General features: G+C 68.9%; 15 protein-coding genes. 10 read left to right on the forward strand and 5 right to left on the reverse strand.

Going from position 1 to position 19,459, the window contains the following annotated elements:
* The first annotated feature begins 14 nt into the window (after window positions 1–14).
* From ACYVOK_RS00095 to ACYVOK_RS00120, 6 genes are all read left to right on the forward strand, one after another.
* On the forward strand, window positions 15–578 hold the full coding sequence (locus ACYVOK_RS00095) for a hypothetical protein (protein WP_460660109.1): 564 nt from the start codon (window positions 15–17) through the stop codon (window positions 576–578).
* A gap of 12 nt (window positions 579–590) precedes the next feature.
* On the forward strand, window positions 591–1,343 hold the full coding sequence (locus tag ACYVOK_RS00100; RefSeq protein ID WP_460660110.1) for an N-acetyltransferase: 753 nt from the start codon (window positions 591–593) through the stop codon (window positions 1,341–1,343).
* A 62-nt stretch (window positions 1,344–1,405) separates the two neighbouring features.
* Window positions 1,406–3,688: a glycosyltransferase family 2 protein gene (locus tag ACYVOK_RS00105; protein WP_460660111.1), complete on the forward strand. Its 2,283-nt coding sequence runs from the start codon at window positions 1,406–1,408 to the stop codon at window positions 3,686–3,688.
* Window positions 3,688–4,509: a hypothetical protein gene (locus ACYVOK_RS00110; protein ID WP_460660112.1), complete on the forward strand. Its 822-nt coding sequence runs from the start codon at window positions 3,688–3,690 to the stop codon at window positions 4,507–4,509. Before ACYVOK_RS00105 ends, ACYVOK_RS00110 begins: the two co-directional genes overlap by 1 nt.
* Window positions 4,502–6,169: a hypothetical protein gene (locus ACYVOK_RS00115; protein ID WP_460660113.1), complete on the forward strand. Its 1,668-nt coding sequence runs from the start codon at window positions 4,502–4,504 to the stop codon at window positions 6,167–6,169. The genes ACYVOK_RS00110 and ACYVOK_RS00115 overlap by 8 nt, the downstream gene beginning before the upstream one ends.
* Window positions 6,169–8,409, forward strand: a complete 2,241-nt coding sequence (locus tag ACYVOK_RS00120) for a glycosyltransferase family 2 protein (protein ID WP_460660114.1) — start codon at window positions 6,169–6,171, stop codon at window positions 8,407–8,409. Before ACYVOK_RS00115 ends, ACYVOK_RS00120 begins: the two co-directional genes overlap by 1 nt.
* On the opposite strand, the gene ACYVOK_RS00125 is transcribed toward ACYVOK_RS00120, so the two are convergent.
* The 3 genes from ACYVOK_RS00125 to ACYVOK_RS00135 all read right to left on the reverse strand — a co-directional run bounded on the left by ACYVOK_RS00125 (window position 8,410) and on the right by ACYVOK_RS00135 (window position 11,458).
* Window positions 8,410–9,780, reverse strand: coding sequence for a class I SAM-dependent methyltransferase (locus tag ACYVOK_RS00125; RefSeq protein WP_460660115.1), 1,371 nt, complete (start codon window positions 9,778–9,780; stop codon window positions 8,410–8,412).
* Between the two features lie 124 nt (window positions 9,781–9,904).
* Entirely contained in the window at window positions 9,905–10,954 is a 1,050-nt protein-coding gene (gene pseI, locus ACYVOK_RS00130; protein ID WP_460660116.1) for a pseudaminic acid synthase, read from the reverse strand.
* Complete coding sequence (locus ACYVOK_RS00135; RefSeq protein WP_460660117.1) at window positions 10,955–11,458, reverse strand: GNAT family N-acetyltransferase; 504 nt, start codon at window positions 11,456–11,458, stop codon at window positions 10,955–10,957.
* A gap of 83 nt (window positions 11,459–11,541) precedes the next feature.
* On the opposite strand from ACYVOK_RS00135, the gene ACYVOK_RS00140 reads away from it, so the two are divergent.
* The gene (locus ACYVOK_RS00140; RefSeq protein WP_460660118.1) at window positions 11,542–13,110 is read left to right on the forward strand and encodes a glycoside hydrolase family 10 protein; all 1,569 of its coding nucleotides are present in this window, start codon (window positions 11,542–11,544) and stop codon (window positions 13,108–13,110) included.
* A gap of 3 nt (window positions 13,111–13,113) precedes the next feature.
* Here the strand turns inward: ACYVOK_RS00140 and ACYVOK_RS00145 are convergent, their stop codons facing one another.
* A complete protein-coding gene (locus ACYVOK_RS00145; protein ID WP_460660119.1) occupies window positions 13,114–15,570 on the reverse strand; it encodes a hypothetical protein in 2,457 nt (818 codons plus the stop codon).
* A 178-nt stretch (window positions 15,571–15,748) separates the two neighbouring features.
* On the opposite strand from ACYVOK_RS00145, the gene ACYVOK_RS00150 reads away from it, so the two are divergent.
* The 3 genes from ACYVOK_RS00150 to ACYVOK_RS00160 are packed head-to-tail and all read left to right on the forward strand — an operon-like array spanning window position 15,749 to window position 17,989.
* Window positions 15,749–16,000 carry a phosphopantetheine-binding protein gene (locus tag ACYVOK_RS00150; protein ID WP_460660120.1) on the forward strand — a complete coding sequence of 84 codons (252 nt, stop codon included), beginning with the start codon at window positions 15,749–15,751 and terminating at the stop codon, window positions 15,998–16,000.
* Entirely contained in the window at window positions 15,997–17,238 is a 1,242-nt protein-coding gene (locus tag ACYVOK_RS00155; protein ID WP_460660121.1) for an AMP-binding protein, read from the forward strand. Before ACYVOK_RS00150 ends, ACYVOK_RS00155 begins: the two co-directional genes overlap by 4 nt.
* Window positions 17,228–17,989: an SDR family NAD(P)-dependent oxidoreductase gene (locus ACYVOK_RS00160; RefSeq protein ID WP_460660122.1), complete on the forward strand. Its 762-nt coding sequence runs from the start codon at window positions 17,228–17,230 to the stop codon at window positions 17,987–17,989. Before ACYVOK_RS00155 ends, ACYVOK_RS00160 begins: the two co-directional genes overlap by 11 nt.
* Window positions 17,990–18,033: 44 nt before the next feature.
* Here ACYVOK_RS00160 and ACYVOK_RS00165 read toward each other — a convergent pair whose 3' ends face one another.
* Window positions 18,034–19,428, reverse strand: a complete 1,395-nt coding sequence (locus tag ACYVOK_RS00165; protein WP_460660123.1) for an FAD-binding oxidoreductase — start codon at window positions 19,426–19,428, stop codon at window positions 18,034–18,036.
* Window positions 19,429–19,459: the final 31 nt, after the last annotated feature.

The following is a 19,459-nucleotide window of genomic DNA, read 5'->3' on the forward strand; positions in this document are numbered from 1 at the left end:
CGTGGGCGAAGCGGGTGACGGCCAGGCTGTATTACCGGTTGATGTGCCGGTTGGTGGGTAAGGAGATTCCGTTCGATGCGGCCGATTTCCGGTTGGTGTCGCGGCGGGTGGTGGATGCGGTGAATGCGCTGCCGGAGGATGGCCGGGTGTTTCGGCTGGTGATTCCGTGGCTGGGGTTTCCCAGTGCGGAGGTGAGGTATGTGCGGGCGGAGCGGGCGGCGGGGACGACGAAGTACAACTTGTCGAAGATGCTGCGGCTGGCGTTCGACAGTGTGACCGCGTTTTCGGCCGCGCCGCTGAGGTTGGCGACCTGGCTGGGGCTCCTCGGCGGGGCGATGTCGGGGCTGTTCGTGGTGGGCGCGTTGGTCATCAAGCTGACCGGGCGCAGCGTCCCGGGGTGGACGTCGACGGTGCTGGCGGTGAGCATCATCGGCGCGATCCAGTTGTTGTGTCTGGGGTTGCTCGGTGAGTACGTCGCCCGGTTGTTCCAGTCGAGTCAGCGCCGTCCGCAGTTCCTCGTCGGCTACGACAGCCTCGACGACACGGGACACCACACTTTCTCAAAGGACACCGACTAAGCTCCCTGGCCTATGAGTTGGTACGACGCACTCGAAGCCGGTGAGCTGACCGTGCGACCGTCGGTGGACGCGGCGAAGCGTTTCGGGGTCTCGATCGACCGGATGTCCGTGTCCGCCTCCGCCGGTACTCCGCTCGCCGAGGTGTTGTCCGCCGTCGAGAAGTCGACGGCCGATGTGATCGTGTTGCGCTACCCGGCCCGCGAAACCACCTGGTTCGCCGCGCTGGCCGACGGGCCGCGGAAGGCGCTGCTGGCCGACACCGTGACCTACTGGTCCCTCCCGGTCGGCAAGGGACGCCGGCCGGCGCCGCTGGCCGGGTTCACCGCGCAGGTGGAGCCGTCGGCCGACGACGAACTGGTGGACGACCTGGTCGCCGACGTGTTCGGCGACGCGGGGAACCACTACTGCGCCAACCCGATGTTCGACCGCGGCCAGGCGCTGGCGGGTCGTCAGGAGTGGGCCCGGCGCCGGATCGCCGAGGTCGGTGCCGTCGTACTGCGCGGCCCGGACCGGCGGGTGCTCGCGCTGGGCTCGGTCGACCAGCAGCGCTCATGGACCGAGATCCAGTTGGCCGGCGTCGTACCTGCCGAACAGGGCCGCGGCCGGTACGGTCACCTGCTCGCCGCGATCGAGGACGCCTGCACAACGAGGCGGCTGGTCGTGTCGACTCCGTCACACCAAACCGGCATTCAGCGTGTCTGGGCCCGCTACGGATTCGAACCTGTGCATAACCTTCTGACTGTCCACCTCGTTGCCGCTACGTAGTGAGTGCTTTGGGGGGCCCTTGACGGGCACAGCTAGCCAGCAGTGAGGGGAGTTTTGCCGGAGTGACGCCGCGGCTGAGCGTGGTGGTGCCCTTCTACAACGTCGGTGAATATCTCGGTGACTGTCTGGACTCGATCCAGCGGCAGACCTGGACCGATTTCGAGGCGATCCTGGTCGACGACGGCTCGCCCGACAGCAGTGCGGTGGTGGCGAAGGAGTTCTGCGCCCGCGACCCCCGCTTCCGTCTGATCCAGCAGGAGAACGCGGGCCCCGGACCGGCCCGTGACACCGGTATCCGGGAGGCGTCCGGCGAGTACCTGGCGTTCGTCGACGGGGACGACCTGGTCTCCCGACACGGTTTCGCGGCGCTGATCCGGACCCTGGACCGGACCGGCTCGGACTTCGCCGGCGGCGGCGCGCGGCGGTTCAACAACAGCTTCGGTGTCCGTCCGTCGTGGCTGCACCGGCAGCCGTACGCCCGCGTCCGGCATGCCACGCACGTGTCGGAGTTCCCCGACCTCGTGCTGGACCGGATGCTCTGGAACAAGGTCTACCGCCGGTCGTTCTGGACCGAGTACGGGTACCGCTTCCCGGCCATCCGCTACGAGGACTACCCGGTCGCACTGAAGGCCCACCTGGACGCGGTGACCGTCGACACGATGCCGCAGGCGGTCTACTACTGGCGCGAGCGGGAGTCGGGGGAGTCGATCACCCAGCAGAAGTTCCAGCTCGGCAACATCCGCGACCGGGTGGTGTCGGCCGGGATGGTGATGGACCTGGTCGAGGACGCCCTGCCGGTGGTTCGCCGGCGGGTGCACGCGCACCTGGCCCAGATCGACCTGCTCACCCTGATGTCCGCGTTCGGTTCGGTGCCGATCGAGGAGGAGCAGCACCTCGTCGAGCTGTCCCACCTGTTGCTCGACCGGCTCAACGACGAGGTCCTGGCCGCCACCCACCGGTACGACCGGATCCAGCACGCCGCTCTCCGGGCCGATGACGTCGAACTGCTCCGGCGGCTCGCGGTGTTCCGGAATGCCGGCGGGTTGCGCGGTGGCGCTCGTGCGGTGCCCCGACCGCGGCGGCGGAGGCAGCTCGACTACAACTATCCGGGTCTGCGCGAGGCCGTCGTACCGCAGAGCCTGTACCGGGTCGCGGAGACCGACCTGACCCTGGCCACGAGTGTGCGCGAGGTGGCCTGGGTCGACGGGTCGTTGTCGATCAAGGGCACGGCCGAGATCAGGCATTTGGAGACCGATCGGTCCTCGAGCCTGCGGATCTCGCTGGTCGTCGAAGGCGCCGCACACCCGCTTCAGGTACGCCGGTACGACGCACTGGACCTGCACGGCGACACCACGGCGGTCGGCTTCGAGGTCATCTTGGACCGCGAGTTGCTCGCCCGGTGCACGGCCGAGCCGGCGCACTTCGACGTACAGATGCGGTCGGGACGACGACGCCGGCGCGGGAAACTCGGAGGGCAGGGGCCGGGGAGCCCCGGCTGGCCGCCAGGCGCGTGGATCGATCAAACCGGCTGGATCCAGCCCGGGCCGGGCAGGAACGGGTGGTTCAGCGTCCGGCGGCTGACGGATCCTTGCCGGCTGACCTCGGTCGAGCAGACACCGGACGCGCTCGTGTTGCACGGCCGGTCGTCGTTCGACGATCCGTCGCTGTTCGTCACCCGGCCGGTGGTGGGCGGCGAGGAGGAGATTCCGCTGGAGGTCGACGGCCGCGACTTCACCGCGAGGCTGCCGATCCGGGACATCCTGGCCCAGGCGAATCCGGACGACCCCTTCGGTCAGCGGACGACGCGCGTGCTCCGGCTCCGCGGTCCTGAAGGGCAACACCGGGTGTTGCTGTGGACGGCCGGAGACTCCGCCGTCTCACACGCCGTGGACGGCCGGGTGGTGACGCTGACCCGGTCGACCGGTGGGTACGTGAACCTGCACGAGTCCCCGCTCCGCACGACGGCGACCGCCGCTGTTGCTGAAGGCAATCTGTTGGTGGTACGGGGCCTGCACCAGGGCGACGTCACGTTCGGTTGGCGGCGGTATCTGGCCGACTCCGACGACCATCTGGACGTGGAGTGCCGCCGTACCGCGTCCGGCGACGGCTGGTCGGCGGCTGTCGAGGTTGACGCGTTGATCCCGCCCGAATCGGTGCAGGTCTCGGTGGATCCGTTGGCGTCGTTGGCGGACTGGATCTTGTTCGCGACGTCGGCCGACGGCACGTCGCGTGCCGTGCAGTGCGAGCCGTTCCTCTGCAGCCGGTTGCCGTTGACGATCGCGCGCGGTGCGCACTCACTCGCCGTACGGCCGCATGCCGGCACGTTGCACGTGGAGGTCCGCTGATGCATCACCACAATCACTACTACGGCCAGGCGCACATCCTGTCCCGTTACGCGGGCTTCGACTTCGACCACCCGCCGCGGCTGCGCGGATATCTCCAGCACGGCTGGAACATCGGCTGTGGCTGGAACCCGGTGCACGAGTTCTACGACGGCGCCTGGCGGTTCACCTGGAGCGACGCGCCGCGGCGGCGCGGGCACGCGCTGGGCCGGCGGAACTACCACAGCATCGGCGCACCCTTCCTCTACCTGCTGGAGTTGGAGCAGGAGGCCGAGCCGGTCGAGCGTGCGGGCACGCTGTGGTTCCTCTTCCACGGGTGGGAAGGCGGCAAGATCCACGGCGACCATCAGCGGCTGATCGACGAGATCCGCGAGACCGAGCCCGGGCCGGTCACGTTCAGCCTCTACTACACCGAGTACGAGCGTCCCGAGGTCCGCCGGTACTACGAGGACGCGGGCTTCCGCGTGGTGTCGTTCGGCCGGCGCGGGTTCTCCTACGAGGGGACTGACCGGCGGTTCCTGTTCAAGCAACTGGACGAACTGCGCCGGCACAAGCGGGTCGCCGCGAACCGGTTGTCGACGGCGATCTTCTACGGCGTCGCGGCCGGCTGCGAACCGGCGGTGTACGGCGACCCGATGGAGATGGAGGGCGAGAACCCCTTGTTCGGTGGGCAGCGCCGGATCGAGCGGCTCTGGCCGGAGATGCTCGGCAAGGAGATCGACCTGGAAGCGGCCCGGGCGACCACCGACCTGGAACTCGGCCGGCCGTGGATGATGCCGCCCGCGGAACTGCGAATGCTGTTCGATTGGAGAGAGCGTGTCTGACCTGCAGGTGGTCCTCGGCGAGATGCAGCCGTGGACCGACCGCGCCGTCCACCGTCCGGCCCTGGCGGCCCTGCTGGCCGACACGGTCCCCGGTGACCGCCGTACCCTGATCGTCGGCCCGCACTCCCGCGAGCTGATCTCGGCCGTCGCCGACCGGACCTCCGACGCGACCGTGCTCGTTCGCTCGGTATCGGACGCCGAGGAGCTGGCCGGGGAGTTCGGCGACCGACTTCAGGTCGTCGCCGGTGCGCTGGACGGTCTGGCGTCGCGACCGTTCGAGGTGATCGTCGCGGCCGACGGCCTCGATCGCGTCCTCGGTTACGACAGCGCCGACCTCAGCTGGACCGAGCGGCTGAACGCTCTGGCCGCGTTGGCCGCCCCCGAGGCGGTCGTCGTACTCGGTCTCGAGAACGAGTTCTCCCTGCTGAATCTGCTGGACAGTCGTCCGGCCCACGAGCGCCACGGCGACGACGAGTGGCGACCGCTGCACGACGACCCCACCCGTCCGGTGTCTGTGGACCAGTTCAAGGCGGCGTTGCCGTGGCCGTCTCAGGTGTACGCCGATTTCTCCCGAGCGCTGATCTCGGCGGACGTCGCCGCGACCTCCCGCCCGGGCGAACTCCCGACCCATCTGGCCCTGGAGGCGCTGGAGTCGGCGGACGTCCCACTCCTGGCCCACCCTTCCGAGGGTGCCGAGTCAGCGGCTCGCGCAGGTCTCCTCGCAGCCACCTCTACCGGCTGGCTTGCCGTTTGCAACACCACGAGCCCACACGCCCTGTACGCCGAGACCGGCGCGGCTGTCCTCACCGCCGACCCGACACAGGCCGGCTGGCACACCGCCGTCACGGGTGAGCCCGCGACCGATGGCGGACTCCTGCATTTCGATCCGAGCGTCGTACCTGCTGAGGTCCCCGGTGGTGTGACTGTCGAGTCCGTCCTGGTCCGGTTGGCCGCCGCCGAAGACGTCCCTGCCTTCCGCGAACTGGCCGCCCGCCTCGGAGAATGGGTCACCGATTCCCGGGTCGTACTGCGGTGGGACGACGTCGTCATGCACGGAGACACCTTCTCCCAGGGGGTTTCGCCGTGGGTGACCGCGGAGCCGACGGCCACGACCGATCTGCTCGCGGCGGCCTGGTCCCGGTTCCACGATCGCCTGATCGGGCAGCACCGGCGCCACCCGTGGCCGCCCTGGATGGTGGGTGACGACCTCGTGTCCGCCTGGATGAGCATGTCCGGCGTGGAAGCGCCGGAGCCGGTCCAGGCGACCTCTCCGGACACGCCACCGGCGTCCACCCACCATGTTGCTCGTGGCAAAGAGCTGGCCGCCGCGCTGGCCGCCGTACTCCGGACTCATGAACACGAGGCCCCCGACGTACGGACCGCGCTGGCCGATGCCGAGCGGGCGCGGCAGGAGCTCTTCGAGCTGAAGGGGCACGTCTACGGCCTCGAGCGCACCCTCGGGTTCCGCAACAAGGCGATGAAGACACGGGAGAACCGCATCCGCGAGCTTCGCGCCCAGTTGCAGAAGCTGACCGCGGACCACGAGCGCATCCGCGGGTCGCGCACGTACGCCCTCTCCCGGGTGATCTTCCACGCCGCCCAGCTCCGCAAGCCGCGGGTGGTCGCCCGCAAGGTGTCCCGGCGCCTGCGCAGGCGATGATGACTCCGCGATTGAGCGTGGTGGTGCCGTTCTACAACGTGGGCGAGTACCTCGGGGACTGTCTGGACTCGATCCAGCGGCAGACCTGGACCGATTTCGAGGCGATCCTGGTCGACGACGGATCCCTCGACGACAGTGCGGTGGTCGCGAAGGAGTTCTGCGCCCGCGACGACCGGTTCCGGCTCGTGCAACAGGACAACGCCGGTCTCGGACCCGCTCGCAACACCGGCGTCGAACACGCCGCCGGGGAGTATGTCGCCTTCGTCGACAGCGACGACCTGGTCACCCGGCACGGCTTCGGCCTGCTGATCCGGGCGCTGGACCGGACCGGCTCGGACTTCGCGGGAGGCAACGCGCGGCGCTTCAACAACAGCTACGGCGTCCGGCCGTCGTGGCTGCACGCCCAGACGTTCACCGCCGACCGGTTCGCCACGCACATCTCCGAGACGCCCGATCTCGTGCTGGACCGGATGATCTGGAACAAGGTGTACCGCCGCTCGTTCTGGGACGAGTACGGCTACCGCTTCCCGGCGATCCGCTACGAGGACTATCCGGTCACCCTCAAGGCGCACCTCGACGCGGTCACCGTCGACATGCTCGCCGCCCCCGTGTACTACTGGCGTGAGCGCGAGTCGGGCGACTCGATCACCCAGCAGAAGTTCCAGCTCGGCAACCTGCGCGACCGGGTGGTCTCGGCCGGCCTGGTGATGGACCAGGTCGAGGATGCGCTGCCCGAGGTTCGCCGGCGGGTGCACGCCCACTTCACTCAGATCGACCTGCTCGCCGTCCTGACCGCCTTTGCCACGGTGCCGGACGAGGAGGAGCAGGAGCTCGTCGAGCTGGCCCGCCGGCTGATCGATCGGCTCGACGAGACGGTGCTCGACGGCGCCTCTCGGTTCGACCGCTTGCAGTACGCCGCGCTACGGGCGGGCGACGTCGAGTTGCTCCGGCGGTTGGCTGTGTTCCGCGACGAGGGCGGACTGGACGGCGTCCGCGCGGTCCCTCGCCCAGGTCGGCGGTGGCTGCTCGACTACCCAGGCCTTGGCGAGCCCGCCGTACCGCAGGAGCTGTATCGGGCGACCGACGACGACCTGACGCTGGCGACGAGTGTCCGCGAGGTCGCATGGATCGACGGCGAGTTGTCGGTCAAGGGCACCGCAGAGATCAGCCATCTGCCGACCGATCGCTCGTCGAGTCTCCGGATCGCGCTCGTCATCGCCGGCCGGGCGTATCCGTTGCAGGTACGGCGCTCGGCCGCGACAGACCTGCGTGGCGAGGAGAGTCTGGTCGGGTTCGAGGTGCGGCTGCGGCGCGACCTGCTGGCCCGGTGTACGACGGCTCCGGCGCACTTCGAGGTACGGATGACGTCCGGGCGGGTTCGGCGCCGTGACGTGCTGCGCGGGCAACGCGCGGGAAGCCCTGGGTGGCCGCCGGGTGCGTGGATCGACGAGACCACCTGGATTCAGCCGGGTCCTGGCCCGGACGGTCGTTTCGCCGTGCGAGGGCTGGCGGATCCTTGCCGGCTCACGTCGGTCGAGCAGACGCCGGATGCGCTCGTGTTGCACGGCCGGTCGTCGTTCGACGATCCGTCCCTGTTCGTCACGCGGCCCTTGGCGGGTGGTGAGGAGGAGGTTCCGCTCGAGGTCGACGGCCGCGACTTCACCGCGCGGCTACCGATCCGGCCGATCCTCGAGGAGACGAACCCCGACGATCCGTTCACCCAGCGGACCACACGGGCGTTCCGGATCCGCGGTCCCGAAGGCCGGGAGCAGGTGCTGCTGTGGACGGCCGGCGACCGGCTCGTCTCCCATGCCGAGGGCGGCCGGGTGGTGATGCTGACCCGGTCGACCGGCGGGTACGTGAACCTGCACGAGTCGCCGATCCGGACGACCGCCACTTCTGCTGTTGCTGCTGGCAACATGTTGGTCGTCCGTGGGCCGGACTGGGGTGACGTCGAGTTCAGCTGGCGGCGGTACCTGGCCGGCTCCGACGAACACGTCGACGTACCGTGCCGCCGGACCGTCTCCGACGACGGCTGGGCGGCGGTGGTGGACGCCGGCGCGTTGACCGAGGCAGGTCCGATGGACTGGATCCTGTTCGCTACGGCACCTCATGGCGCCGCGCACGCCGTCCAGTGCGACCCGTTCCTTTCCAGCCGGTTGCCGTTGACGATCACGCGGGGTGGCGAGGTCCTGGTCGTGCAGCCGCATGCGGGGACGCTGCACGTCGAGGTGCGGTGATCAGCGCCGCGCGACCAGCAGCTGGTGCGTGTCCGGCCAGTCGATCGGGTCACCGTCCAGGGAGCTGAGCGATGCGACCGGCGCGATGCGGTGGTCGACGACCCAGTCGTTGCGCCAGGCCTTCGACGCCGGGTCGATGCTGAACCCGGCCCGCTCGGCGACCGCGGACCAGCCGGCGAAGTTCAGGCCGCAGAACTGCTCGTGCGTCTCGCTCAGCCAGTTGTCCACGTAGTCCTTCCGGGTGAGGAAGTCCATCGCGTCGGCCAGCCGCAGGACCAGCCCGTCGCCGCGTACGTCGTACTCGAAAGGCACTCTCGCGTTGCGCCGGAAGTCGTGGGCGAACTGGAAGAACCGGGCCCGGTTGGAGAGCCGGCTCACGTACGAGGCGGGGTCGTCGAGCGACTCGAGGTCGGTGACGCCGGCCGGGTTGGTGCCGTCGCTGTCGTCCAGTCGCAGGACGACGGGCCGATCCGGCTCGGCCGGGCCGCAGACGTCGGAGTTGATCCAGACGCCACCGGGTGCGGTGTGCGCGAAGAGCGCGTCGGCGAAACGCTGGACCGTGTCCGGTCGGGATCCGTCGGCGTACGACCAGATCTCGTGGGTGAGCGCGAGGGTCAGCGTGGTGTGGATCGAGCGCGGCGGGAACACGGCCGAGCCGAGCATGTTGCGCTGGTAGAAGTAGACGTTCGGGTTGTCGAAGAGGCCCTGTTCCTTCTTGTGGACGCATTCGGCGTACAGGTGGCGGGCGACCTCGACGCCGATCAGGTCCGACTCGTGGAACCGCGGGTCCGCGTCGATCAGCTGGAGCGTCGCGCCGGTCGCACAGCCGATGTCGAGGATGCGGCCCGGCTGCACGAAGTCCTTGATCTGCTGCCATTTCCGGTCGGCCGCGGTCTCGAACGCGTCGGCGTACGTCTTGTAGTCCCGCGTGGTGGTGAGTCCGCCGTCGTCGCCGACCACCGGATCGTTCACACAGCGGACGATCTGGGCGTCCAGGCCGTACCGCTCGAACACGTCCGCGGTCGCCGGATGCGCCAGCTCACGCCACTGGGCATTGCCTGCGGCAATCATCAGCAGCACGTCCCACGGTCGCGCCACACCGGGCGGTTCGACGCCGATCACGTCGTACCCGAGCTGCTCGTACAGCTTGCTCACCTCAGGTGTCGAACACGCCACCAGAGTGTTGGACGGCGTCAGCCGGACGAGATCATCCGTCCCGGCCTCGATCGCCTTGACGGTCACCTCGGCGAACTCGTCCGTCGGGCGGGTGTCCACCACCCCGACGACGATCGACCGGATCCCCTCCAGCACACTGAACCGCTCGATCGCCGCCTCCCGCCGATCGAACCCGACCGGATTCCGCTTGGTCATGTGGTGATTGGCCGACGTCACCGCCCACACGACCGTCCTGTCCCCGGCGTGCTCCCGCAGAAAGCCGGCTTGAAACCGAGTCACCACATGATGCCGCCCCGGAAACAACAGGTACCGGGTCATCTCAGAGCAGGTCCCAGGTCAGGGGAGTGCCGGCTTTGGCGGCGGTGCGGAAGGGGCGGCCTTCGACCTGGGGGTAGAGGTCGGGGGGCAGGCCGCCGGCGGGGCGGATGGAGCGGACGTTCTCGGGCGTGATCAGGTCACCGGCCTTGACGTCCTGGGTGACGTAGAGGGAGCGGCGGAAGCGCAGGACGTTCTGCTCGGCCTGCTTGGGGCCGATGATCGGTTGGCCGAGGGCGAGCTGGGCGATGCGGGTGTTCTCGACCAGGGACTCCAGCTCCTGCGGTTCGAGCGAGAAGGCGGCGTCGACGCCGCCGTCGACGCGGTTCAGCGTCACGTGCTTCTCGATCACGGTCGCGCCGAGGGCGACGGCCGCGACCGCGGCGCCGATACCCATCGTGTGGTCCGACAGCCCGACCTGGACGCCGAGGGCGTCGCGGAGGACCGGGATCGCGCGCAGGTTGGACTGTTCCGGCGGCGCCGGGTAGCTCGCCGTACAGGACAGCACGATGATCTGCTCGTTGCCGGTCGACCGGGCCGCGCGGACCGCGGCGTCGATGTCGGTCAGCGTGGCCGACCCGGTGGAGATGATGATCGGCTTGCCGGTCTCCGCCATCCCGCGGACCAGCGGCAGGTCGCCGATCTCGTTCGAGGCGACCTTGTACGCCGGGACGTCGAGCTTCTCCAGGAAGTCGATCGCCGTCTGGTCGAACGCCGAGGAGAACGCCACCAACCCGAGCGAGGAGGCGAGCTCGAACAGCGGCTCGTGCCACTCCCACGGCGTGTGCGCCTCGGCGTAGAGGTCGTACAGCCGGGCCTCGCTCCACAGCTCGTGTTCGACCGGCAGCCGGAACGCCGGCAGGTCGACGTCGAGCGTCATCGTGTCCGCGGTGTACGTCTGCAGCTTCAGCGCCTGCGCACCCGTCTCGGCCACCGCGCGGACGATGTCCTTCGCCCGCTCGAGATCGCCGTTGTGGTTCCCCGACATCTCCGCGATGACGAACGGCTGGTGGTCCGGCCCGACCGGCACTCCGCCGATCTGGATGGTGCTCATTCACTTCCCCTGTCTGCGGTCCTGCTTGCGCAGGCTGATCGGAATCACGGTGACCTCGCGCCCGTCGGCGTACCGGATCTGCGGGGTGCCTTCGGTGAAGCGGAACCGCCGGTTCATCTGCCGGACCACGGTGTTGTGCTCCAGCACCTCGCCGGTGAGTACCTCGACGCCGAGTTCGTCGAACGCGTACGACGTCGCCTCACGCATCACCTCGATCCAGGCCGGCAACGTCTCACCCCGCTCGGCGAGTCCGTCGGCGTCGAGAAAGAACCCCCAGGCGGCGGTGGATCCTTCGATGTCGAAGAAGTTCACGACGCCGGCCGTCGTACCGGCGCGTTCGTAGATAAGCACCCGGCGGGTGGGATCGACGGAGGCCTTGGCCCACCAGGCGGCGTGCTCGTCCGCGCTGATCTCGTGTGACGTGATGCTCACGTCACGATTGGCCTGCTGGTTCCGCAACCGCCGGATCGTGTCGACGTCGTGTTCGGTGGCGGCGCGCAGCATGGACCTAACCTAGCGTCTTCTCTCCCGGGTCCTGATGTGTAAACATCTTTCGAGATCACCACTGCACATAGTTGGAGAGTGACATGAAAGTCTGGCGAGCCATGGGCGTTCTCGGAGTGACGGCAGGTCTGCTGCTGACTGGTCTGTCCGGTACGGCGTCCGCCACGCCCGCACCCGCGGACGACGCACGCTGTGCGCCCAACCCGGCCACACCGCTGCGGCAGTTCCGGGCGAGCTGGGTGGCGTCGGTGGTGAACATCGACTGGCCGTCCAGGACCGGACTGTCCGCGGCGCAGCAGCAGGCCGAGCTGATCGGCTGGCTCGACGACGCGGTCCGCCAGCGCCACAACGCGGTGATCCTCCAGGTCCGCCCGACGGCGGACGCGTTCTGGCCGTCCACGATCGAGCCCTGGTCGCAGTACCTGACCGGCAAGCAGGGCGGCAACCCGGGCTACGACCCGCTCGCCTTCGCCGTCGCCGAGGCGCACAAGCGCAACCTCGAACTGCACGCCTGGTTCAACCCGTACCGGCTCTCGATGGGCACGAACCTCAGCGCCCTCGTCCCCGAGCACCCGGCGCGGCAGCACCCGGACTGGGTCGTCACGTACGGCGGGAAGCTCTACTACAACCCCGGGATCCCGGCGGCCCGCAAGCTGGTCGAGGACGCGATCATGGACGCGGTGACGCGCTACGACATCGACGGCGTCCACTTCGACGACTACTTCTACCCGTACCCGGTGGCCGGCCAGGTCTTCGACGACGCGGCGACGTACGCGCAGTACGGCGCCGGCTTCGCAACGCTGGCCGACTGGCGGCGGAACAACATCAACCTGCTGATCCAGGAGCTGCAGCAGCGGATCAAGGCCGCGAAGCCGTGGGTGAAGTTCGGCATCTCGCCGTTCGCGGTCTGGCGCAACAAGGCCACCGACCCGGAGGGCTCCGACACCACCGCCGGTGCGCAGACGTACGACGACCTGTACGCGGACACCCGGCGCTGGGTCCGCGAGGAGTGGATCGACTACATCGTCCCGCAGGTCTACTGGGCGGGCGGGTTCGCCCCGGCCGACTACAACAAGCTCGTCCCGTGGTGGGCCGACCAGGTGCGTGGCACCGACGTACACCTCTACATCGGTGAGGCGACGTACAAGGTCGGTACGTCGACCCAGTCGCCGGACTGGTCGGACCCGAAGGAGCTGAGCGACCACCTGGCGTTCGACAGCACGATCCCCGAGGTGAAGGGCAACGTCTACTTCTCCGCCAAGGACGTGCGGGCCGACCGCCTCGGCGCGACCACACTGCTCAACAACACCTGGTACACGCGGCCGGCGCTCATCCCCGCCATGCCGTCGCTGGACTCGCGTGCACCCCTGCCGGTCCACGCCGTCCGGGCCACGCGCACCAACGAGGGCGTGCAGCTCACGTGGCGCCGTACATCGTCCGACACCACGTCATACGCCGTCTATCGTCGTGAACTCGCCGGTGGCGACCACTGCCCGGACAACGACGCCCGCAACCTGATCGCCACCATCCGCTCGACCGAGTCGTACCTGGACACCACGGCGACGCCGGGCAAGGCGTACCTGTACACCGTCACCGCGCTGGACCGGCTCTCGAACCAGAGCGTGCCCATCCCGGCGGTGTCCCTGCGCTGACGCTCAGGGGCTCGGGAATCCCGGCGTAGTGGTGAGCTGCGCCGGGAGGGTGCCGGTGGGGAACGTCGCGGGCGCCAGACTCGGCGTGAAGCTCTGTGTCGGGAGGCTGCCCGTCGGCGTTGGGAACGTCTGGGTGGGGAAGGTCTGGCTCGGGAAGGTCGGACCCGGTGACGACGGCGTCGGAGTGGGGAAGCCGGTGGGCGAGCCGGTCGGAGTGGTGGTCGGCGGGAACGGGTTCGCCGGCGGTGGCGGGTACAGCTGGTAGACCCGCACGGTCCCGTAGTGGAAGCGCAGATCGGTGAGTCGGTCCAGGTTCTTCGGCGGCGCGCTGACGCGTTCGTCGAGCAGCAACCACTGGACGCCGTACCGAGTCCGCAGGGTTTCGAGTACGTCGCGCGTCGGCTGAGTGAACGCTTGGTCGTTGAGCCGGAGCTTCTCCTGGTCCCAGTAGCTGCTCTGCACGCCGTCCGGATAGGTGTCGTCGACTCGGGTCTTGTACGCCCACCCCTGCACGAGCACCCGCCGTTCGGCGTATCCGGCGATCCAGTACGAACCAGTCAGGCAGTGAGACGCGCGAGGGCGATGGCAGTGCAGGTTGGTGGCGATCAGGTCGTTCGACCCGGAGTTCCGCCGGATGAACCGCGCCGCCTCCATGCCACCGGGCGCGATCGACTCGTACTCCGTCAACGGCGGCTGGGCGAACTCACGCAACGACACCACCGTCGGGGACACCGTCGTACCCAGGAGGACCGCCACCGCGATGACAGCCCAGGTACGACGTGATCCACGCAGAAGGAGCCCGAAGACGCCGATGCCGAGTACCGCAATGACCAGAGCCACCGCCAACGGCTGTGCGAAACACTCAGGACCGGTGCATGACTCGGGCGACCGGTAGCGACCCCAGTAGATCGCCGCAGCTCCGATGAGTAGTGCGATCGCGGCCACGTAGAACTGACGACGCTCCAGCGACCCGAGCCCCCAGGTAGCCAGCAACACGCCGTAGATGAATCCAGTGCGGACGAAGAAGAGTTGCGCCTGGCCGTCGTCGTACAACAAGGAAGCGGCCGTCAGCGCAGCCAGGAAGCCGACGACGAGGAACACCGGCATGGGATCGCGTGGGAGCCGTCGCCGGATCAGCAGGGCGCCAACAGCAGGCATCAGCCAACCGACCACTACAACCGCAGCGATCACCGCGGCTGCCGAGCGGCCACCGCCCATGCGTTCTGCCATCCGCTCGAACGTCGCACCGGGGTCGAACAACACGCTCGACTGAGAACCACGCAGTACAAGGAAGAACACCAGAGAATAGGCACCGGCAACGCCCACACCAAGGACCAGCGCGCGCAGGTTGAGCCGACCGGCCCGGACAGTCAGGTAGACCCACGCCGCAGCCAGCCCGGCGGCGTATACGGGCAGTGTGGTCGCCTTCGTCAGTGCAAGCGCTGCGATGAGCACTCCGGCAGCAACGAACAGTCCGAACAGTTGTGCACGCGTCTGACCGGGCTTGCGCCGTAGCAGCAACGCAGTGACCGCTATCAGCGGCAGCAACAGCACAGTGGAGAAAGCCTGCGGCGGATTGGTCAGCTGACCAAGCGAGAACGGACTGTCCGTGAACAGCCGGTCCGACACCGTCCACGGCCACGCAGCAAGATCGCCTGCGGCCACAGTGAGGCCGGCCGCGATCGGTGCGGCGACGGCCCGGCCGGTGAGCTGCATGCCGACCGCGGCGGCTCCCAGCACAGTCAGCAAGATCAGAGCGAACGGCACCATCCGGTGCGTCAGTACGTCGAGCGGAATGCTGGTGATCCAGTGTGACGAGGCGATGTGGTCGTACGCGGCCCAGTGGCTGGTGACCCACTTGCCATCGGCGTACGGGACTTTCGGCGGGAAATGGTGCGTCAGTTCGGCGGCCAGTGCGAGGTTGTGCGGCGCGTCCGAATTCGGCCGCAACGCGGTCGGTCCGTTCAGCGGGATCAATCGCGACCCGACCCGCACAAACCACGCCGCCGCGACACCGACCACCACCATCACGCCGGCTGTCGCCCACCACGGTGTCGGCCGCTCAGGCAGCTTCCGCCGCGGCAACGCGCGATACATGCCGAACGCGAGCGTCGGCATCAGCAGCGCCGCCAACGGCATGCTGAAGACCATTCCGATCGGGTAGAACAGCGCCTCGACCGCCAGTCCGAACGCCGTACCCAGGACGACGTCGGTGGTGAACCAGCCGGTGCCTCCGGTGAGCCGCCGCCAGAACATCGTGCCCGGTACGACGATGACCACCAGGAGGTAGCCGAGATACGCGCCGGGCATCCACGGCGGGTGCTCCTGCAACGCGACGAACCAGGCCAGCGGCAGCACCGGCAGACTGACCATCGCGGCGACCCGGGCGCCACGGCCAGGGGCCAGTCGCCTTCCCCGGCCGGCGGGCATGCGTTTGCGTCGCCGGCCTGGTGTGATCACCGCAGAAGTCTATGAGCCGGGGGAGTCGCGCCCGCAGGCGGTGAGACGTTTACCGGGCGGAAGATCCCTTTTACACTCGGTAACCTCCCACGTCAGACGGTTCGCCCGGGCGCCGGCCGGTCAGTCGGCCACCGGAGCCCCCGTGAGCCGGTGATCGCACCAGCTAGGCTTTGGCCTCATGGGTTCGGTAGCACGCGGCAGGATCAGGGAGTTGATGGGTGAGGTGATGACGGCGCAGGGAAAGACATTGCCGGGCGACGACACCGCCGATCTCCGCGAGATCGGGTTCCGGTCGCTGGACTTCTCCGAGCTGGCCCTCCGGGTGGAGGACGAGCTGGGTGACGAGCTGAACTTCGATGCCCCCGGGCTGCGCCGGATCGCCACTGTCGGCGACGTGCTGGACTTCATCGAGCAGCTCCAGTCGGCGTGAGCACGCGGCGCCGGACCACCGCTCTCATCGGTGACGACAACACCGTGGTCGTCACCGGGAAGCGCCTGACCTGGCGGACGCTGCACAAGCTTCCGCAACTGCCCTCACCCGCCGCCGTCCTGGTCGACAGCGGTGCCGACGCGCTGGCGGCCCTCCGCCACCATGCCGTCCACGGCACCGAGCTCCTGGTCGCGACCAGCACTCGCGTCGACGAGCTGATGCGCGAGGAACTGGGCGAGTCCGGTTTCACCGTGGTGCTGCCCGACGGTGAGGTCAGGCCGGCCAAGCTCAAGCGGGTCGAGGAATCCGGCCGCGTCTGGTTGCTCACCTCCGGTTCGACCGGCCGTCCCAAGCGGATCGGCCACACGCTCGAGTCCCTCACCACCGTCACCGGCGACCAGCCGCCGCGCACCTGGCTGCTCCCGTACTCCCCGGGCACCTATGCCTGGTGGCAGGTCGTCACACTCTCACTGACCCACGCCGACCAGGGCCTGGTCGTGATCGAGCCGGACGAGCTCGAGGACTGGCCGTCGATCGCCGCCGAGCACGGTGTCACCGCCGCCTCGGGTACGCCGACGTTCTGGCGTCAGGCGATCTACCGGGACGCCGACGCGCTGGCCGCCGTACCGCTGGAGCAGCTCACGCTGGGCGGAGAACCGGTGGACCAGGCGATCCTCGACCAGTTGCGGGAGATCTTCCCGAGGGCCCGGATCTCCTGGATCTACGCGTCGTCCGAGGTCGGTGCGTCGATCGTGGTGCACGACGGGCTGGCCGGGTTCCCGCGCGCGTGGCTGGACCGCGCCCCCGATCCGGATCGCCCGGTCCTGTCCGTTGACGGCGACGAACTGGTGATCCGCTCGCCGCACCACGGTGCCGGGCTGGTCGGCGCGGTCCACACCGGCGACCGGGTCGAGTTCGCCGGCGACCGGGTGCTGATCACCGGCCGGATGGACTCCGACGAGATCAACGTCGGCGGGTCGAAGGTGTCGGCCGGCATCGTCCGCAACGTGCTGATGGGGCATCCGGGGGTGTCCTGGGCCCGGGTCTTCGCCCGCAAGGCGCCGCTGGTCGGCCGGATGGTGGCCGCCGAGGTCGTCCCGAACCCGGCGCTCGGGCCGATCACCGACGCCGACCTGGTCCAGTGGTGCTCGAGCCGGCTGCCGGACTACGGCGTACCGCGACGGATCCGCTTCCTCGACGAGATCCCGCAGAAAGAGACGCTGAAGAGTGACGTCTGATCCCACCCTTGAGTCCACGCCGGTCCCGCCCTCGTCCGTCGTCCTGGTGTCCGGTGGCTCCCGCGGCCTCGGGCTGGCGATCGTCGGCGACCTGCTCGCCGCCGGGGTGAAGGTCGGCGCCTTCGCCCGGACCGTGACGCCCGAGCTGATCGCGCTCGGCGAGAAGTACCCGGACCACCTGCACCACGGTTCCGTCGACGTCAACGACGCCGAGGCCGGCCAGGCCTTCGTCCGCGCGGTGGAAACCACGCTCGGCCCGATCGACGGGCTGGTCAACAACGCCGCCATCGGTCAGGACTCGCTGCACGTCCACACGAAACCCGAGCACCTCGCCGAGATCATCCAGACCAACCTGACGTCGCCGTTGATCCTGACTCGGTTCGTGCTGCGCCGGATGCTCGCGAAGGGCCTGAAGGGCCGGATCGTCAACGTCACCTCGATCTGCGCGCAGCGCGGCTACCCGGGCCTGGTCGCGTACTCGGCCACCAAGGGCGGCATGGACGCGGCGACCCGCTCACTCGCCCGCGAGCTCGGCGGCCGGGTGCTGGCCAACGCGGTCGCGCCCGGGTTCTTCGCCTCGGAGATGTCCGCGGTCCTCGGCCAGACCCAGCTCGACCAGATCGTCCGCCGTACGCCGACCGGCCACCTGACCGAGCCCGACGACGTCGTACCGGTGGTCCGGATGCTCCTGCTCGAGAACACCAACATCAACGGCCAGGTCCTGGTCGTCGACGGCGCCGCCTCGATCTGAGGAACTCCGGTACGCCGAGCACCTCGGCGTACCGGAGACGTACCTCAGGCCGGCTTGATGTTCGCGTTGAGGTGGAACACGTTGTCCGGGTCGTACTGCGCCTTGATCGCGGCCAGCCGGTCGTACTTCGCGCCGTAGGAGGCCCGGACCCGCTCGTCGGCGACCGGGTCACTGATCGCGTTCACGTAGCTGCCGATCCCACGGCTGTACGGCACCAGCGCGTCCCAGAACGACCGGACCCAGGCCCGGTCCTGCTCGAGCAGCTCCGGTGTCGGGCAGAGCGCGATGATGAACCCCGCGTATCCGGGAGCCCGGCTGCCGCTGAAGGCGGTGGCGTCGTCCGGAACCTTCGAGTACGCCTGGTCCAGGCGATAGAACAACACCACCGACCCGGGCGACTGCTTGAGCGGCACGTGCTCAGTGATCGTCTGGATCGCCTCGTCGGTGAAGTCGTCGAGGTAGACACCCTTGTCGTAGGCGTGGAACCCCCAGGCGTTCGCCTCGTCCAGCATCTGCTGCAGTGCCGTGTAGGGCATCGGGCCGGCGAACTCGAACAGCGGTGGCAGAGCCACGCGAATCTCGTCCATCACCTGTGCGTGCTCCTCGGCCGACCCGAAGCCGATGACAATCAGTGCGTACCCGGGCCGGAAGTGGTACTCCGCGGGTACGAACGGTGCGGGCGGAGCGCTCACCGCTCCGGTCACCACGTTCACCTCGTCCGGGAGCTTCGCGATCACCTCACGCGCCATCCGGAGCATCTCCGCGCCCTGGTCGAGATCCCAGAACGCGAGGCCGAACTGGATGATCGGCCCGACCTCGTGCAGCCGGAACTCGAACTTCGTCACCACGCCGAAGTTGCCGCCGCCCCCACGGACGGCCCAGAAGAGGTCGGGACTCTCGTCCTCGGCAGCGCGCCGGATCTGCCCGTCCGCGGTGACGATTTCGACCGAAACGATGTTGTCGATGCTGAGCCCGTGCTTCCGGGACAACCAGCCCATCCCGCCGCCGAGGGTGAGCCCGCCGACGCCGGTGTGACTGACCATGCCCGCGGGTGTCGCCAGGCCATGGGCCTGTGCGGCCGCGTCGAGTTGTCCGAGGAGAGCGCCGCCGCCGGCCCAGGCCCGCTTCGCCACCGGGTCGACCGTCACCTGGTTCATCAGGCTGAGGTCGATCATCAGCCCGTTGTCGACGGCGCTCGAGCCGCCCGGATTGTGCGCGCCGCCGCGGACCGCGATCTCGAGGCCATGTGTGCGCGCGAACGAGATCGCCGCGCTGACATCCGCTGCGCTCCGGCACCGGGCGATCACTGCCGGGCGCTTGTCGATGGCCGCGTTCCACAGCCGTCGTGCGTCGTCGTAGCCGGGATCATCAGGAGCGAGAACGGTCCCTCCGATCACTCTTCGCAGGTCTCCGATGCCACTGTCGGCAAGTTGAGTCATGCTGCCGCCTCCCCTCGGATTTCACCGCGGA

Source organism: Kribbella swartbergensis, from assembly GCF_054784135.1.

Bases quoted from the DNA above. Each gene is read 5' to 3' on its own strand.
- ACYVOK_RS00140 (WP_460660118.1), top strand. From the start codon at position 11,542: ATGAAAGTCTGGCGAGCCATGGGCGTTCTCGGAGTGACGGCAGGTCTG.
- ACYVOK_RS00100 (WP_460660110.1), top strand. From the start codon at position 591: ATGAGTTGGTACGACGCACTCGAAGCCGGTGAGCTGACCGTGCGACCG.
- ACYVOK_RS00125 (WP_460660115.1), bottom strand. From the start codon at position 9,780: ATGACCAAGCGGAATCCGGTCGGGTTCGATCGGCGGGAGGCGGCGATC.
- pseI (WP_460660116.1), bottom strand. From the start codon at position 10,954: ATGAGCACCATCCAGATCGGCGGAGTGCCGGTCGGGCCGGACCACCAG.
- ACYVOK_RS00135 (WP_460660117.1), bottom strand. From the start codon at position 11,458: ATGCTGCGCGCCGCCACCGAACACGACGTCGACACGATCCGGCGGTTG.
- ACYVOK_RS00150 (WP_460660120.1), top strand. From the start codon at position 15,749: ATGGGTTCGGTAGCACGCGGCAGGATCAGGGAGTTGATGGGTGAGGTG.
- ACYVOK_RS00165 (WP_460660123.1), bottom strand. From the start codon at position 19,428: ATGACTCAACTTGCCGACAGTGGCATCGGAGACCTGCGAAGAGTGATC.
- ACYVOK_RS00110 (WP_460660112.1), top strand. From the start codon at position 3,688: ATGCATCACCACAATCACTACTACGGCCAGGCGCACATCCTGTCCCGT.
- ACYVOK_RS00120 (WP_460660114.1), top strand. From the start codon at position 6,169: ATGACTCCGCGATTGAGCGTGGTGGTGCCGTTCTACAACGTGGGCGAG.